At 57.2% G+C, this 15,340-nt stretch carries 13 protein-coding genes; 2 read left to right on the top strand and 11 right to left on the bottom strand.

Features of this window, described 5'->3' with window-relative positions; genetic code table 11:
- Positions 1–272 precede the first annotated feature (272 nt).
- Genes ccoP through ccoN form a run of 4 tightly spaced genes read right to left on the bottom strand, consistent with a single transcriptional unit; the run spans position 273 to position 3,473 of the window.
- Positions 273–1,226: a cytochrome-c oxidase, cbb3-type subunit III gene (gene ccoP, locus AC1Z24_RS22220; protein ID WP_483742726.1), complete on the bottom strand. Its 954-nt coding sequence runs from the start codon at positions 1,224–1,226 to the stop codon at positions 273–275.
- Positions 1,223–1,426 carry a cbb3-type cytochrome oxidase subunit 3 gene (locus AC1Z24_RS22215; protein WP_259101859.1) on the bottom strand — a complete coding sequence of 68 codons (204 nt, stop codon included), beginning with the start codon at positions 1,424–1,426 and terminating at the stop codon, positions 1,223–1,225. Before AC1Z24_RS22215 ends, ccoP begins: the two co-directional genes overlap by 4 nt.
- A 3-nt stretch (positions 1,427–1,429) precedes the next feature.
- On the bottom strand, positions 1,430–2,038 hold the full coding sequence (gene ccoO / locus AC1Z24_RS22210; protein ID WP_259101856.1) for a cytochrome-c oxidase, cbb3-type subunit II: 609 nt from the start codon (positions 2,036–2,038) through the stop codon (positions 1,430–1,432).
- 10 nt (positions 2,039–2,048) lie between these two features.
- A complete protein-coding gene (gene ccoN, locus AC1Z24_RS22205; RefSeq protein ID WP_259101854.1) occupies positions 2,049–3,473 on the bottom strand; it encodes a cytochrome-c oxidase, cbb3-type subunit I in 1,425 nt (474 codons plus the stop codon).
- Between the two features lie 90 nt (positions 3,474–3,563).
- Between ccoN and AC1Z24_RS22200 the strand changes: the two genes are divergently transcribed.
- Positions 3,564–4,259 (top strand): alpha/beta family hydrolase, encoded by a 696-nt coding sequence (locus tag AC1Z24_RS22200; protein ID WP_483742725.1) that lies wholly within the window; start codon positions 3,564–3,566, stop codon positions 4,257–4,259.
- Here the strand turns inward: AC1Z24_RS22200 and AC1Z24_RS22195 are convergent.
- The 4 genes from AC1Z24_RS22195 to AC1Z24_RS22180 form a co-directional block, all read right to left on the bottom strand.
- A complete protein-coding gene (locus AC1Z24_RS22195) occupies positions 4,245–4,691 on the bottom strand; it encodes a hypothetical protein (protein WP_483742724.1) in 447 nt (148 codons plus the stop codon). The two genes, AC1Z24_RS22200 and AC1Z24_RS22195, sit on opposite strands and share 15 nt — an antisense overlap.
- Before the next feature lie 108 nt (positions 4,692–4,799).
- On the bottom strand, positions 4,800–6,410 hold the full coding sequence (locus AC1Z24_RS22190) for an Ig-like domain-containing protein (protein WP_483742723.1): 1,611 nt from the start codon (positions 6,408–6,410) through the stop codon (positions 4,800–4,802).
- A gap of 72 nt (positions 6,411–6,482) precedes the next feature.
- Entirely contained in the window at positions 6,483–8,360 is a 1,878-nt protein-coding gene (locus AC1Z24_RS22185) for a hypothetical protein (protein WP_483742722.1), read from the bottom strand.
- 30 nt (positions 8,361–8,390) lie between these two features.
- Positions 8,391–9,254, bottom strand: coding sequence for a hypothetical protein (locus tag AC1Z24_RS22180; RefSeq protein WP_483742721.1), 864 nt, complete (start codon positions 9,252–9,254; stop codon positions 8,391–8,393).
- 1,049 nt (positions 9,255–10,303) lie between these two features.
- Between AC1Z24_RS22180 and AC1Z24_RS22175 the strand changes: the two genes are divergently transcribed.
- Positions 10,304–11,992, top strand: a complete 1,689-nt coding sequence (locus AC1Z24_RS22175) for an autotransporter outer membrane beta-barrel domain-containing protein (protein WP_483742720.1) — start codon at positions 10,304–10,306, stop codon at positions 11,990–11,992.
- Positions 11,993–12,078: 86 nt separating this feature from the next.
- Here AC1Z24_RS22175 and AC1Z24_RS22170 read toward each other — a convergent pair whose 3' ends face one another.
- From AC1Z24_RS22170 to AC1Z24_RS22160, 3 genes are all read right to left on the bottom strand, one after another.
- Positions 12,079–12,579, bottom strand: a complete 501-nt coding sequence (locus tag AC1Z24_RS22170; protein ID WP_483742719.1) for a hypothetical protein — start codon at positions 12,577–12,579, stop codon at positions 12,079–12,081.
- 32 nt (positions 12,580–12,611) lie between these two features.
- Positions 12,612–13,115 carry a hypothetical protein gene (locus AC1Z24_RS22165; RefSeq protein ID WP_483742718.1) on the bottom strand — a complete coding sequence of 168 codons (504 nt, stop codon included), beginning with the start codon at positions 13,113–13,115 and terminating at the stop codon, positions 12,612–12,614.
- Between the two features lie 608 nt (positions 13,116–13,723).
- On the bottom strand, positions 13,724–15,289 hold the full coding sequence (locus tag AC1Z24_RS22160) for a methyl-accepting chemotaxis protein (protein WP_483742717.1): 1,566 nt from the start codon (positions 15,287–15,289) through the stop codon (positions 13,724–13,726).
- Positions 15,290–15,340: the final 51 nt, after the last annotated feature.

The raw sequence follows: 15,340 nt of genomic DNA, 5'->3' as shown, positions 1-15,340 counted from the left end.
GTGGCCAGCAAATGCCGGTCCACTATGGGGGCAAGCTTAGTCGTGATCGGCAGGAACGGGAAGTCGATGGCAAGGCAACTGCGACACTTAGCCGCGCCATGCATACAAATGAAAACTGCCGCGCTCCATTGCGGAGGGCGGCAGTTGGGGATTCAAAACCTGTGGGAGCGAGGCTTGCCCGCGAAGTCGATCTTTCAGCTTGAAAGACTGTGGCGGATGTATCGGCCTCTTCGCGGGCAAGCCGCGCTCCCACAGAACAGCTTTCATCGATCTTACGGTTGCTTCTGCGCCGCCTTGCCCGCCGGTTGATCAGGACCATTGGACAGGCTGTACACATAAGCGGCCAGCAATTGCACTTTGTCGTTACCCAACAATTCAGACTGGGCGGGCATATGACCCTGGCGACCCAGACGAATGGTCTGCTGCAACTGTGCCAGGCTGCTGCCGTAGATGAAACCGCCCGGTTGCGTGAGGTTTGGGGCGCCCATGGCTTCGGTACCTTGGCCGTTAGCACCGTGACAAGCTACACAGGTGGTGCTGAACACTTGCTGTCCGGCAGCCAGGTTGGCGCTGTCGTCGGCGGCCAGAGGCAGGCCCGCCAGGGATTTACGCACATAGGCCGCTACGTTCTTCACGCCTTCCTCACCGATGACCGGGCCCCAGGCCGGCATCATCGCCATGCGCCCGCCCATGATGGTGGTCTTGATGGTGTCCGGGTTGCCGCCCCAGCGCCAGAGAGTGTCGCTCAGGTTCGGGAAACCGTAGGCACCCTTGGCGTCGGAACCGTGGCACACGGAACAGTTGGAGGCGAACAGCCGACCGCCCATTTTCAGTGCCTGCGGGTCCTTGGCCACTTCGGCCACCGGCATGGCGGCGAACTTGGCGAAAATCGGGCCGAACCTGGCGTCAGCCTTGTCCATTTCCTTTTCCCACTCGTGAACGCCAGTCCAGCCGTTGTCGTAGCCTGGCAGAACGCCTTTCCAGTTGCCCAGGCCCGGATAGAGGATCAGGTAGCCGACGGCGAATACCAGGGTGCCGGCGAACAGCATGAACCACCATTGCGGCAGTGGGTTGTCGTACTCCTCAATGCCATCGAAGCTGTGCCCCATGGTCTGGTCGACACTGCCCTTGGTCTCGCTCTTGCGTGTGCCGATCAACAGCCAGGTCAGGCCGATCAGGCTGCCAAGGGTCAGCACGCAGATGTATGTGCTCCAAAAGGTGGTCATGGCTGCTTGCTCCGCACGACGGGTTGTTCTGCTTCGTTTGTTGAATCCGCGGATGGCGGCAGGGGCTCATCCGCGAAGGGTGCCATGCGCGCCTCGGCGAAAGCCGGATTGCGTTTGCCACTGAACACCCAGAGGGCCAGGCCGATAAATGCGATCGCGACTACCAGTGTGCCGAGGCCGCGCAAGTCTCCGATATCCATGGCTTACCTCTTGCTCTTGATCGAAGTGCCGAGCACTTGCAGGTAGGAAACCAGGGCATCCAGTTCGGTCTTGCCCTTCACCGAAGCAGCTGCGCCAGCGATGTCATCGTCGGTGTACGGCACGCCCAGGGAGCGCATGGCCTTGACCTTGGCTTCGGTATGGCTGTTGTCGAGCGGGGATGCACCCAACCATGGGTAGGCCGGCATTTTCGACTCAGGCACGACGTTGCGCGGGTTGTACAAGTGCGCGCGGTGCCAGTCGTCGGAGTAGCGGGCGCCGACCCGGGCCAGGTCCGGACCGGTACGCTTGGAACCCCACAGGAACGGGTGGTCCCAGACGCTTTCTCCGGCAACCGAGTAGTGGCCATAGCGTTCGGTTTCGGCGCGGAACGGACGGATCATCTGCGAGTGGCAGCCGACGCAGCCTTCGCGGATATAGATGTCGCGCCCTTCCAGTTGCAGCGCGGTGTAGGGCTTCATGCCCTCAACCGGCTTGTTGGTGACGTCCTGAAAGAACAGCGGGACGATCTGGGTCAGGCCGCCGATGCTGACGGCCAGGACCATCAGGATCATCAGCAGGCCGACGTTTTTCTCGATGACTTCATGTTTCATGACTAGCTCCTCAGGCCATCTGCGCGGCGGCGGCTGCTTCGGCAGGATTGGATTCCCGCACGGTGCGCCAGGTGTTGTAGGCCATCAGCAGCATGCCGCTGAGGAAGATCACGCCGCCGACCAGGCGCACGATGTAGCCCGGATGGCTGGCCACCAGTGTTTCGACGAAGGAGTAGGTCAGGGTGCCGTCCTCGTTCACTGCACGCCACATCAGGCCTTGAGTGATGCCGTTGACCCACATCGACGCGATGTAGAGCACGGTGCCGATGGTGGCGAGCCAGAAGTGCGCGTTGATCAGGCCGACGCTGTGCATCTGCTGACGACCGAAGACTTTCGGGATCATGTGATAAAGGGCACCGATGGAGATCATCGCCACCCAGCCCAGAGCGCCGGCGTGTACGTGGCCGATGGTCCAGTCGGTGTAGTGGGACAGGGCGTTGACGGTCTTGATCGCCATCATCGGACCTTCGAAGGTCGACATGCCGTAGAACGCCAGGGACACCACGAGGAAGCGCAGAATCGGGTCGCTGCGCAACTTATGCCAGGCGCCCGACAGGGTCATCATGCCGTTGATCATGCCGCCCCAGCTCGGGGCCAGCAGCACCAGCGACATCACCATGCCCAGAGACTGTGCCCAGTCCGGCAGCGCGGTGTAGTGCAGGTGGTGCGGACCGGCCCAGATGTACAGGGTGATCAGTGCCCAGAAGTGCACGATGGACAAGCGATAGGAATACACCGGACGCTCGGACTGCTTGGGCACGAAGTAGTACATCATCCCCAGGAAGCCTGCGGTCAGGAAGAAGCCCACGGCGTTGTGACCGTACCACCATTGCACCATGGCATCGGTCGCACCGGCATACACCGAGTAGGACTTGGTCAGGCTGACCGGCAGTTCCAGGTTGTTGACGATATGCAGAATGGCCACGGTGATAATGAACGCACCGAAGAACCAGTTACCGACATAAATGTGCTTGGTGGTGCGCTTGGCCAGGGTGCCGAAGAACACGATGGCGTAGGCGACCCAGACGATGGTGATCAGGATATCGATCGGCCATTCCAGCTCTGCGTATTCCTTGGAACTGGTGTAGCCCAGTGGCAGCGAAATGGCCGCCAGCAGGATCACCAGTTGCCAGCCCCAGAACGTGAACGCGGCCAGGGCCGGCGAGAACAGCCGGGTCTGGCAGGTACGTTGTACGGAGTAGTAGCTGCTGGCAAACAGCGCACAGCCACCGAACGCGAAAATCACCGCGTTGGTGTGCAGGGGGCGTAATCGGCCGAAGCTTGTCCAGGGTAAGTCGAAGTTGAGTTCGGGCCATACCAGTTGGGCGGCGATAAAGACGCCGAGTCCCATCCCGACAATCCCCCAGACCACCGTCATAATGGCGAACTGGCGGACCACCTGATAGTTATAGGCGGTACTGTTAGTTGTGTTCATTTAGGTGTTTTTCCCATCCAGCTTGGTCGGGGCCATTACGCACGGTTATAGCTCCGGGTTATTGGCAGACTCATCAAAAGCGAGGCAAGCATGAGCACTGAGTCAAATACCGGTATTGACGGGGATCAATGCGCGCAACTGGCGCAGGACAACGGCTGGCTGTGGCATGCAGCCAGACAGGACGGAGCGGGCAGCGCGACGGCGACGCTGATCCTCGCCCATGGCGCGGGCGCGCCAATGGACAGCGATTTCATGAACGACATTGCTGCACGCCTTGCCCTGCAAGGGGTGAGCGTGATGCGCTTTGAGTTTCCTTACATGGCCCAACGGCGCACGGGAGGTGGCAAACGGCCACCTAACCCTCAGGGGCAGTTGCTCGACTATTGGCGCGAGGTTTATGGCCAAGTGCGACCCCATGTCACTGGGCCTCTGGCCATTGGCGGCAAGTCCATGGGCGGGCGCATGGCCAGCCTGCTCGCGGATGAGCTGAAGGTCGATGGGCTGGTGTGCCTGGGCTATCCGTTCTATGCCGTGGGCAAGCCGGAAAAACCACGGGTGGCGCATCTTGCGCAGCTGCGTGTGCCGACCCTGATCGTCCAGGGCGAGCGCGATGCCCTGGGCAGTCGCGAGGCGGTGGCCGGTTACGCGTTGTCCCCGGCCATTGAAGTGCTCTGGATACCGACTGCCAACCATGACCTCAAGCCCTTGAAGGCATCGGGCCTGAACCAGGCGCAATGCCTGGACACTACGGCTGCTGCGGTAGCGCAGTTTTTAGGTCGAGGCTGAGAGGCTGCAATAAAGGTCAAACGCACCTTCGGTGACTTCGAAATCCACCGCCGAAACGCTGAAGCTGAATTGCCCGGCCAGCTTGTGCCGGTCCAGATCGGCTTCGGTGAGAATCAGGCTGCCGGTCTGGAAGTGCGCCGAGTGATAAATGACATTGCTAGACGAATGGGGCGACTGGTTGTAGACGATCCTGATGCGCGGGTCATTGGCGATATCGTACTCACCGGGCGCGATATCGTGGTCGAGAAACAGCCCGAAACTGGCACGCCGGTTGGCAACCTTGCCATCGGCAATCACCTTCCAGATCCAGTGCCTGGGCACGCAGCCCAACTCGGGGCGCGGAGTCAGGCTGCCCAATAGCGAGGTGAGTCGCAGAGGGTGGTTGTTGACCATGGCCTGAAAGCAACCGGGATTCGATGCGGGGCGAGTCATGGATTTTACGGACCGTGCAGTAGCGCTCATGCGTGTGCTCTTGGAAAGGTGTTCGGGAGTACGAGGGCGCTACGCCAAGGTAACGCCCCCGTAAACGTCAATGACGTATCAGCGAATGCCGACGCCAAGGGCGGAGCTTAAATCCCAGATGCCGTAGGGTGGCACCGCACCTGTGACCAGATCTTTCACCTGCATCATTCTTTTCAGCAGCGCGTAATGACTGACGGTCGAGGTCCAGTAGTAGCCATGGCCCATCGGCCAGCGATTGCCATAGGCACTGTGGATTTTTCCCATTTCCTCGAGGGATGGCACACGGGCCTGCTGTCGCGCGGCCATTGCCTCGATCTCGGTATATTTGCCGCCACCCAGGCCCACGCAATGAATGACCCCGGTCACCGTCAGCGGATAACTCAAGCTCGCGCCCTGGCTATCGGTCACCGAAATGGTCGCCGTGCCCTTGCCGCGCACCGACGTCAAACCAGTGCCATCGACCACCGCCACCCGCTCATCGCTGGAGCGATAGGTATAAGGCGGCCGACCACCACTGGCCACGCGGTGCAACGTGGTGCCCGCCGGGAAGGTGGGCAGAACCTCGGGATTGCCCGGTAACAGATAGACCTTGCCGTCCAGGCTGGCAGGCGAGGTGTCGAACTCCAGGCCGACGCTGCCCACTACGCGCAATGACAGGCTGGCGGACTGCTGCACCACACCATTGGCGCGATGGACCACATAGGCAATCGCCACCGTCGTACCCTGATTGGCGCCGACCACGGCACTGGAAAACAGCACCGGCAACTCCAGGCCAGCCTCGGCGGCGGTAATGACCTTTTCCTTGCTGTCGCTGGCATTGACCCCCTGCCAGTTGACCACTACGCGATCGCCAACCCGCAAATTGGCACTGGCATCGACCAGCACCGTCGCGCCATTAGTCGCGTTGGCCGGATCCAGCACATCACCGACTGCCTCCCTGACCCGCGGCACCGGCAGCGGCGCAACCACCGCCAGTTGCAACTTCACCCGTACCGGCGCCGCACTCATCGACAGATTGCCCGCCAGATCGGTCACGGTGTAATGCACCGGCGCCTCGATATCGCCGATGGACTCCAGAAACGCCCGGGTGAAATCAACCATCACCCGCCTGAGCCCCATATCGTCCTCACCCACAACCGCCTCCGGCCCAGGCTGACCGTTCCAGAACGTGCGAATACGGTCGAGCTTGGCCATGCCGTTATAGCCAGCGATGGTGCCTTGCAGGACATTGCCCATGGCTTGCAGCTCATCGCTGGTCAGGCCGTCGAGGGCGGCGGCGGGGAAGATGATGGGGGCCAGCAAGGGGTTGCCGGGGGCGGTGCGGTCGACCTGGATGGGGGTTGAGGGGGATTCGGCAGTGGTGTTGTTTTCTGCCTCGATGAGCAGGTACGCAACCTGATGTTGGCCTTCGAGAAGCACAGTCACTGGTATTTCCAGGGTCAGAATATCGCCGGGCCTGTCCGTGGCTGTAATTAGTTTGATCGGCCCGACAGGTCGGGAATCCCAGAGCAACTGGTAACCGTCTCTTACCCTGGCGTCAGCCCAGACCGGGAAAGTGACTTGTACTGGCGTGCCCAATGCATTTACTGGAAGCAGGCCGTCTTCGTTTAGAACGCCCGTAACGGTCGGGGCCAGCAGGTTTTTGTCGGCCGTACGGGAGACGGCTGAGCTTTGATTATGTGCGAGCATGGTTAAATCCTTATAGATATATAAAGTCGGGACTCGTTATCGCCGAGGCGGCGATAACGAGTATTTTCAAGATCAGTCAGTTGATGCCGATTTCCAGTCACAGTTGTAGCCAGGTCGTCTCATGACGACGCGCACGCGTGTGGTTCTGGAAGTGGCCGCGCTGTGATTGCCGCCTGCTGCAGGAACTACCTTGAAGTAGGCCTCGGCAAAGCCGATGCAAATACGTTTCATGGTCGCCAAGGGGATGGTGAACACATAACCATTGATGACGTCATTGCTATCCAGAGTCCGGGTGCCGGAGAAGTCCGCTTCCGGAATTGGATTGTTGGTGTCGTCAAAGGCCTTAAAGGTGAATTCAAGAGTTTGCCCTTCACGAATGTTCAAGTACGGCGTAATGGTTACCGGTGCGCCGTTTTCGTTGCCGACAGGGCTGACAATACCGTTAGCATCAGTAACGAACGTCGGGCCGTCCAGCCCATCGATACCTCCCGGCATTTCGTCTCGGGATCGCACGACGACGTCTTGTGAAGGGGATGAGTTCGCGTTGGGATTGCCCAATCGGGTCAAGGAATAGAGCACAGGGATTTGCGCTCCGGTTCCTTGGGTTTTCATCGTTTCATTGGGAATCGGAAGGATCAAATCTCGCTGCGCACTGATATCGCTGGACTTGATCTGATACCACTGCGAGATGGTTTCATTACCCCACTGAAGATTCAGTTCGTCGCTGAGTGCAAAGCCGGTTTTCCATTTGATAATGGCCCGGCTATTGAGCTCATAGTCGTCCTCGTCAATAAAGTTATCTTCAATATTCGGGTTCGAAACGCTACTGCCCTGAATAACAGGAACATCCAATTGGCTAGGGCCAGGCAAGGAGACAAATACATCAATGCTGGCTTGCAGAGATGTGCCGAATAGTTGCCCGGCTTTCTTGACCTCATAGGTGACACGGGCCAGACCTTCGGGTTTTACCGCGATGGTCTGGTAAGGCACCGTAAACGAAAGGACTGTAGGTTGGGTTTCGTTGCCGTCGGGAACAAGTTGTGGTGCGGACGGAATGCCCTCCCAGTGCAGGCTAATCTGGTCAAACGCTGCGGCACCCGGATAGTTCGGGATGTCGACACTGATACCGGAGCGCGCTTCGGTGTAGTCAATGAGGGTTCCCACAGCCGGATCAATAATCGGCGCTGGAAAGTCGTTAGGGGCCTCATTCAGTAATAGCTGAACATGAGCGCCGATTGAGGGCGTAGACAGATTTCCGGCACGATCTGTTACGGTGTAAGTAACGAATCCGTCAAAATCTCCCAAATTTTCCAGAAAAGTTCGCGGGTAAGTAACCAGCACACGATCCAGGCCCATATCGGTTCTGGTGACTACCGCACCAGGCCCCTCGATATTACCCCAATAGGTTTTAATCGCGTCATGTTGGTACATGTCGGTATAGCTGCCGATTTCTGCAATCAGTACATCCCCCATCGCAGTCAGCTCATCTGAGGTCAGACCATCTTCGATGACTTCAGGGAACTTGATTGGCCCCAATTGTGGCCGCCCGGGGGGCGTCAAGTCGATTTGCACGCGGGCTGGCTCAGATGTCCCAGGAGTGCCGTTTTCCGCTTCAACAATGTGATAAGAGACCGTATGCACACCCTCCACTCGAAGATATGACGTTGCAACTTCGAGAAATAAGGGGTCTCCCGCTTCCTCTGAGGCGATAGTCTTGATTGATCCAATAAGAGCATCATTCCAACGGAGCTGATAAGTATCCCCGGCGCGCAAGTCAATCCATGCGGCGAATTCAATTCGCAAAGGCCGCGATAAAAAGTTGAGCGGTACCAAGCCTTGGTGATCTTCATCATAGATGGCACCTATAACTTGAGGTGCCGCCAGCGCACGAGGTTGTCCATTGTAGGTTCGAGTAATGTCGAGTGTAGGTGTTTGATTTGCGGTATTCATACAGTTTTCCATTCCATTGATTGGCTTGTATTACTTTGAACAAATGTCTTGTGAGCTTTGCAGGCGCAAAGTGATATCCACTACATTGTTCATGTGGTGAGTTGAATTAATGCTATTTGCAACGTCGAGGCTTTGTGTGCATTCAGGCTGATCATTCAGCAGTAGTTGAATATGGGTGCCCATTGACGGGGCGGAAATATTACCAGCACGATCTTGCACGGTATAAGTAACAGGGCCGTTGAAACTCCCCAGACTTAGTAAAAACTCCTTGGTATAGGTAACCATGATGCGATCAATACCGGACGCTGTCTTGCGGACCACGGTGCCTGGCCCTTCAATATCTCCCCAGAATGTCCTGATTTCATCCAGTTGGTAGACATTGGCATAACTACCGATTTCAGCGATCAACTGATCTCCCAGGTCGTCCAGTTCTAACGACGTTAAACCGCACTCGACAAACTCTGGGAATTTCATGGGCGCCAACTGTGGCAGGCCTGGCGGTGTTTGGACAATTTCCAGGCGGACTGCTGTTGAGTCCGCAGATACACCGTTATAAGTGTTGGTTGCGCGATAAGCGATGCGATACACACCTTCCACCAGCAAATCGGCAGGCACTTCAAGAAACAGCGGATCTCCGTGGTTTTCTGTGGTAATCGTTTTTATCTCCCCGATAAGTGTGTCATCCCACAGAAGTTGGCAGGTGTGGCCGGCTCGAATTGCTAACCATCCTGCAAACTCAACCCGAAGCGGCTTATTAAGCATAGCGATGGGTAGCAGACCCTCGTGGTCTTCGTCATAAATTGCCGCAGGAACAGTGGGTGTAACCAGACCTGGATTTTGATCTTGCTCTATATTTGTTCGTTCGGATGTTTTTGTGTTCGATAAACTATTCATGTGAAGCTCCATTTTTTTGTTGTTGCCATTCTCTACATTTGCGAGGAAACAGCAAATTCCTATTCTCGGTTTAATTTTTAGAGTGTGGTCAATAGTGTCCTATCCACAGTCTCTGTAAGACAGCATCCTGCTCCGTTGTCTCCATTTTTAACTAATCGGATTTTTTGTGGCGTGTCAATGGGGTGGTGTTGAATATTTATTTTTTATTGATTTTAAAATTCGTATAGAGATCTTCCGGCAAGGTAACGTAATCACAAAATCATCTCGGTTGGGTAGTAGTATGATAAAAAATATTTATGTAATACGGTTCTTTCTAGATGTTGGGAATATTCCTACATTTATTTCGGATTTATTAATTTAGGTTTGAGGTTTTATATCGCAATGTAGTCATTCGGATATGGCTTGATGGATAAGTAATGCAAATGATTAGGAAAGGATTTTCTGCTCCTGGTATTAAGGTGTTGTTGGTCGTGGTTGGTGCTTGGTCGGTATTTGCCGAAGCATCGGCGCAGAATGACGTGGTCAAAGACGCACCTACGATGCCTTCTCCGAAAAAAAGCTCCGAGCTGGGGCATCCGAATGGAAGAGTTCCGATTGTGATGGAAAATGGAGTAGTGATTCAGGCTACACCGGTGGATGGGGTTGTAATAGATATTGGCGGAGACGTAGCTCCTGATTCCTATCATGTGTTTAGAGGCGGGGTTTTAGGTATATCAGGCGGGGCCATCGTTGATACTGTCTCAGTTGCTGATTCTAAGGTGAGTATTGATGGTAGTACTGTTCGTGCCGGGTTAATTGTTCGCCATAATTCGGTTGCGGATATAAAAAATAGCGAAATTAGGAATGTCGGGACTTTTGGATTGAGTGTTGGCGGCGTGGTTGAGCCCTCAGTGGCTAATAGGGTTAATGTTAGCGGGAGTACAGTTTCCGGATTTGATGCCGCTATAATCGCTGGTTCTCTCAGCGTGGTGAATCTTAGTGCTACGGACGTCTTTGCCTTCACTAATGCTTCAGGTGTAGCCAACGGTATTCGTTTGAGCACGGGTACCATGGTGTTAGAGAATGGCAGTTATGTCGAAAGCGAAAAAATCGGTATCAGGATTCTAGACGGTGGCGCAGGTGTTCTTCTGCCAGGTGTCATTGGGCAAAACCGCCTCACCGTTGATAACTCAAAAATCAATGCCCTCAACGGCGCGGCCATTCTGGTCGATACCGGTACCGTCGACACCAATATCACCATCCAAAACAACTCAACCCTCCAATCCAGCACCAACACCCTCCTGGATGTCATCGGCACCGCGCCGGTCTCCTTCCGGGTCGATAACAGCACTCTTAACGGCAATCTTCAGGCCGACGAGGACAGCAACCTCAATATCACCCTGCAAAACCACGCGCAGCTCACCGGCCATATCGTCAATAGCAAAACCCTGGCGATCAATTCGGGGGCGCATTGGCAGATGGTCGGTGATGGCGCGGTGAATGCGCTAGCCATGGACGGCGGGCAGGTGAGTTTTGCCGAGCAGGGGTTTCATCAGTTGTCGCTCAAGGGTTTGTCCGGCAGCGGTGTGTTTGATATGCGGGTCAATCTCGATGAAGGGCAGGGCGACCTGATCAATGTCGAGGGGCGGGCCACGGGGGAGTTTGACCTGCGCGTGCAGAACACCGGGGTCGAGGGCGTATCGCCGGATATGCAGCCGGTGCGGGTGGTGCATACCGAAGGCGGTGATGCCCGCTTCAATCTGTTGGGTGGTCGGGTGGATCTGGGGGCTTATTCCTATCTGCTGGAGCAGCAGGGCCATGACTGGTTCATTGTCGGTGATGGCAAGACGGTCAGCCCGTCGGCGCGCTCGGCCCTGGCGTTGTTCAATGCGGCGCCGACCATCTGGATGAGCGAGCTGTCGACCTTGCGCAGTCGCATGGGCGAGGTGCGCGGTACTGAGCTGGGTGGCGGCTGGATTCGGGCCTATGGCAATCGCTTCAATGCCACCACCAGTGATGGCATCGATTACCGGCAGCAGCAGAGCGGTCTGTCGTTCGGTGCCGATGCGCCGGTGCCCGTTGCCAGTGGTCAATTGCTGTTGGGCCTGATGGGGGGGTACAGCAAGTCGGATCTGGACCTGAGTCGCGGCACTGCCGGCACGGTCAATAGCTACTACGTGGGCGCCTATGGCACCTGGCTGTCGGAGGACGGCTATTACCTGGATGGTGTGCTCAAGCTCAATCGGTTCCGTAATGAATCCGATGTGGCCATGAGCGATGCCAGCAAGAGCAAGGGGGATTACGACAACTCGGCTGTCGGTGGCTCGGTGGAATTCGGTCGGCATATCAAGCTGGGCGACGACTATTTCCTCGAGCCTTTTGCCCAGTTGGCGACGGTGGTGGTGCAGGGCGACAGCTATCGCATGGATAACGGCCTGCAGGCGAAGAACAACCGTACGCAGTCAACCCTCGGCAAGGTCGGCAGCACCCTCGGCAAGAGCGTGCAGCTCAAGGATGGCGGTTTGTTGCAGCCGTATGTGCGGGTGGCCCTGGCCCAGGAGTTCTCGCGGCGCAATGAGGTCAAAATCAATGGCACAAGCTTCGACAACAACCTGTTCGGCTCCCGTGCCGAAGTGGGGGCGGGTGTGGCGGTGTCGTTGTCCGAGCGCCTGCAGTTGCATGCCGACTTTGACTATATGAAAGGCAAGGATGTCGAGCAGCCATGGGGCGCGAACCTCGGGTTGCGCCTGGCGTTCTGATCTAGGCTGGCTAACCTCGCCCGATCTGCGGATCGGGTGATTTTCAGGGCTCCTGCGTTTTTGCGCAGGGGCCCTTTTTTCGTTGGTCAGGTCGCCATTGAGGAGCACTGGCTGTAGTAACGCATATCTATCAATGCGTCACAGGTCGCGGAGCGGCGCTCGTTTTTTTTACGGATGACCCGATAGTGGGCTTCGGCGCGGCCATAGCCGACGGCGTGCAAGTGCTCCCTGGGAATAAAAAAGTGCAGGCCCAGTTGCATGTGCTGGCGCATGACCAGTTGTGTCTGGGTGAAGTCGGCGCGGCTGATCGGCAGGCCACCGATTGCCCGGTCGAAGAACGTCACGCAGGCCATGACGGTATCGCCGACTTTCATCGCCGGATATGGCCGGACCTCGAGACAGGTGCCCATGGGGCTGAAGATCGGGCAGATCGAGTTGCTGCTGTTGGCCTGGGGAAAGAGCGGTGGGCAAAGCGGCTCTGTCGGCCGTTTGTGTTCGGGTTCTGGCGAAGGTGGTGTATCGGTTTCAGGTTCTGGCGCCGGCCATTCATCCTGATGGTCGGGGCTCGGGGATTTCAGTGTTTGCATATGCAGGTCCTCCTCTGCAACGAGTGTTGGGTTCAGCTCTCGGTGTCGCGCTGTTTTGCCGGGTCGCGCTGGACGATGACCCGTGTTGCCGGCGATGTGCCGATCTTCTTGCCGCGGCGATAGACCTCGAAATACACATCGACCAGGCCGTACTGGACATGGCTGACAAAGCTGTAGGCGATGCACAGCACGCGGACCGTGGCGGTCATGCCGACGGCGTGCATGATGCGGGTCGAAGAGCGGTTCAGGCCCCAGTGGAAGACGATGGTGTCGCCCTCGGCCATCCGCGGCGAACCGGGGATATGGATGCAGATACCGGCCCAGGCCTGGGCATGGCTGATGTTTTGCGGGTCGAGGTTGGGCAGGCGCGGGGCTTGCAGGGTGTTGGAGATGTCCTGTACCCAGGGTCGATGGGGTGTGGGTACGCTGTGGTCCTTTGCAGGGAGGATGGCCGGGTTTCCGGGGGTATCGTCGCGGGATATGTCGTGTTGTTCAACTGAGTGGCCTGAGGGGCTGTCTTGATCGTGTACGTTCATCATCGGCTCCTGTATTAACCATTGGGCAATAAATAGTTAACTACTAATGTTCACCGTTTTATTTGGCGACAAACATTACAGGTCGTAATTGGCAGGTGCGTCAAGTTTGAGGGGCTGTACCGGGATAGTGTTCAAAAAGGCAACAGTGGTTGTTGCAAGTTATTGCCTGGTAGATGCAGCTTTACGTTGTAAATGGTCTGTATCGCCCGTGTGGCAAGGGATTTGGCGATCAGCGGTGTGAGGGGATGTTGTCAGGAGGGGCCTCTTTTCTGTAGGAAGCCTGTAGGAGATTAGTCATAAATAAGTCGTTATTGGAGACATGAAGGCGTCCTAGGAAACTGCCTACTCAGATATCAGAAAATACACTCAGCATTAATATATAAGTCTGTCATTCAAATGTGTGGGGCTGATGGGAAGTCTTGACCATATGAATATAAGCAATGGCTTGGGCCGCTGTTTTTAGAATGAGCTCTGTCGGAGCCGGCTGGCTGCGATAGCGGTGGCGCAGCGAGCGTTTCGCACTCGTTCTCCACCAAGGCGGCTCCCACGACCGCCCGTTCAGCCAGTGAGATTGAAGCAGGCCCCTGCGCCTGTCAGGGGCCTCCAACTTATCGGTTAAAACGCTCCACCAGCGAGTACTGGGTGTTGGCCGTATCGGTAAGCTCACCGCTGAGTTTGGCCGAGCGTTGTGCTTCGTCTGCGGTCTGATCGGCCAGTTGCGAGATGGTGGCGATATTGCGGCTGATCTCGTCGGCCACGGCGCTTTGCTCCTCGGTGGCGGCAGCGATCTGGGTGGTCATGTCGGTGATGTTGGCCACCGCCTCGCTGATGCCGATCAGCGCCTGGTCAGCCTCCAGTACCCGGGCAACGCCTTCTTCGGCCTGACGATGGCCGGAGTTCATGGTTTGTACGGCGTTGTTGGCCGTGTGTTGCAGCTTGGCGATCAGGCCATGGATCTGCCCGGTGGATTCGGTGGTGCGCTGCGCCAGTTGGCGGACCTCATCGGCAACCACGGCAAAGCCACGGCCCATTTCCCCGGCCCGTGCCGCTTCGATGGCGGCGTTGAGGGCCAGCAGGTTGGTCTGGTCGGCAATGCCCTTGATCACATCGACCACGCCACCGATTTCGTCACTGTCCTTGGCCAGTTGGGTCACGGTCAGGCCGGTTTCGCCCACGGATGTCGACAGGCGTTGAATGGCTTCGCGGGTCTCGCTGGCAATGTCACGGCCGCGACGGGTCAGCTCATTGGCCTGTTGCGTGGCGTCAGCGGTGCGCTGGACGTGATTGGCGACTTCCTGAGTGGTCGCTGCCATCTGATTGATGGCCGTGGCGACCTGTTCGGTCTCAACGCGCTGACGCTCCAGGCCGCTGGAGCTGGCATTGGCCAGGGAGTTGGAGGTGCGGGCCTGGCCGTTGAGTTGCTCGGCAGTGTCCTGCAAGCGGGTCAGGCAGGTTTTCAGGCGGGCTTGCTGACTGAGGATAGACATTTCCAGGCGCGCCTGAGGGCCACGGCTGTCGGTGTACATCTGTGCAATCAGCGGGTCGGACGTGGTTTGTTCGGCCAGGCGCAGCAGACGCTTGATCCCGCGCTGTTGCCAGCTCAGCCCGAGCAGCCCGAGCGGCACGGAAACCGCTGCAGCCAACACAAAGCCCCAATGCGAGTTGAGCCACACGCCAATCAGGAAGCTGATCTGGCTGACCATGATGAAGGGCAGCCAGTCCTGCAGCACCGGCAGCCACTTGTCCCGGCCCGGGATAGCCGACTTGCCCTTGTTGATGCGCTCATACAGCGCTTCGGCACGCTTGATCTGTTCGGCGGTAGGCTTGACCCGCACCGACTCGAAACCGACGACCTGGCTGTTCTCGTACATCGGTGTGACGTAGGCGTTGACCCAGTAATGGTCGCCGTTTTTGCAACGGTTCTTGACGATGCCCATCCAGGGTTGCCCCTGTTTGAGGGTGGTCCACATGTGTTCGAACACAGCCGGCGGCACGTCGGGATGGCGCACGATGTTATGGGGCGCGTTGAGCAGCTCTTCACGGGTAAAACCGCTGATTTCGACGAATGCTTCGTTGCAGTAAGTGACCACCCCTTTGGCATTGGTGGTGGAGATCAAGCGCTGTTGCGCCGCAAAGGTGCGTTCGCGTTGAGTGACAGGCTGGTTATTGCGCATGAGCTGATTAGATCCGCATAGGCTTTCGAGAGTTATCGGCAGCGATGTCGA

The sequence above is a fragment of the Pseudomonas sp. JL23 genome (genome assembly GCF_056933585.1).
This window is presented reverse-complemented; position numbering and strand designations above follow the sequence as displayed.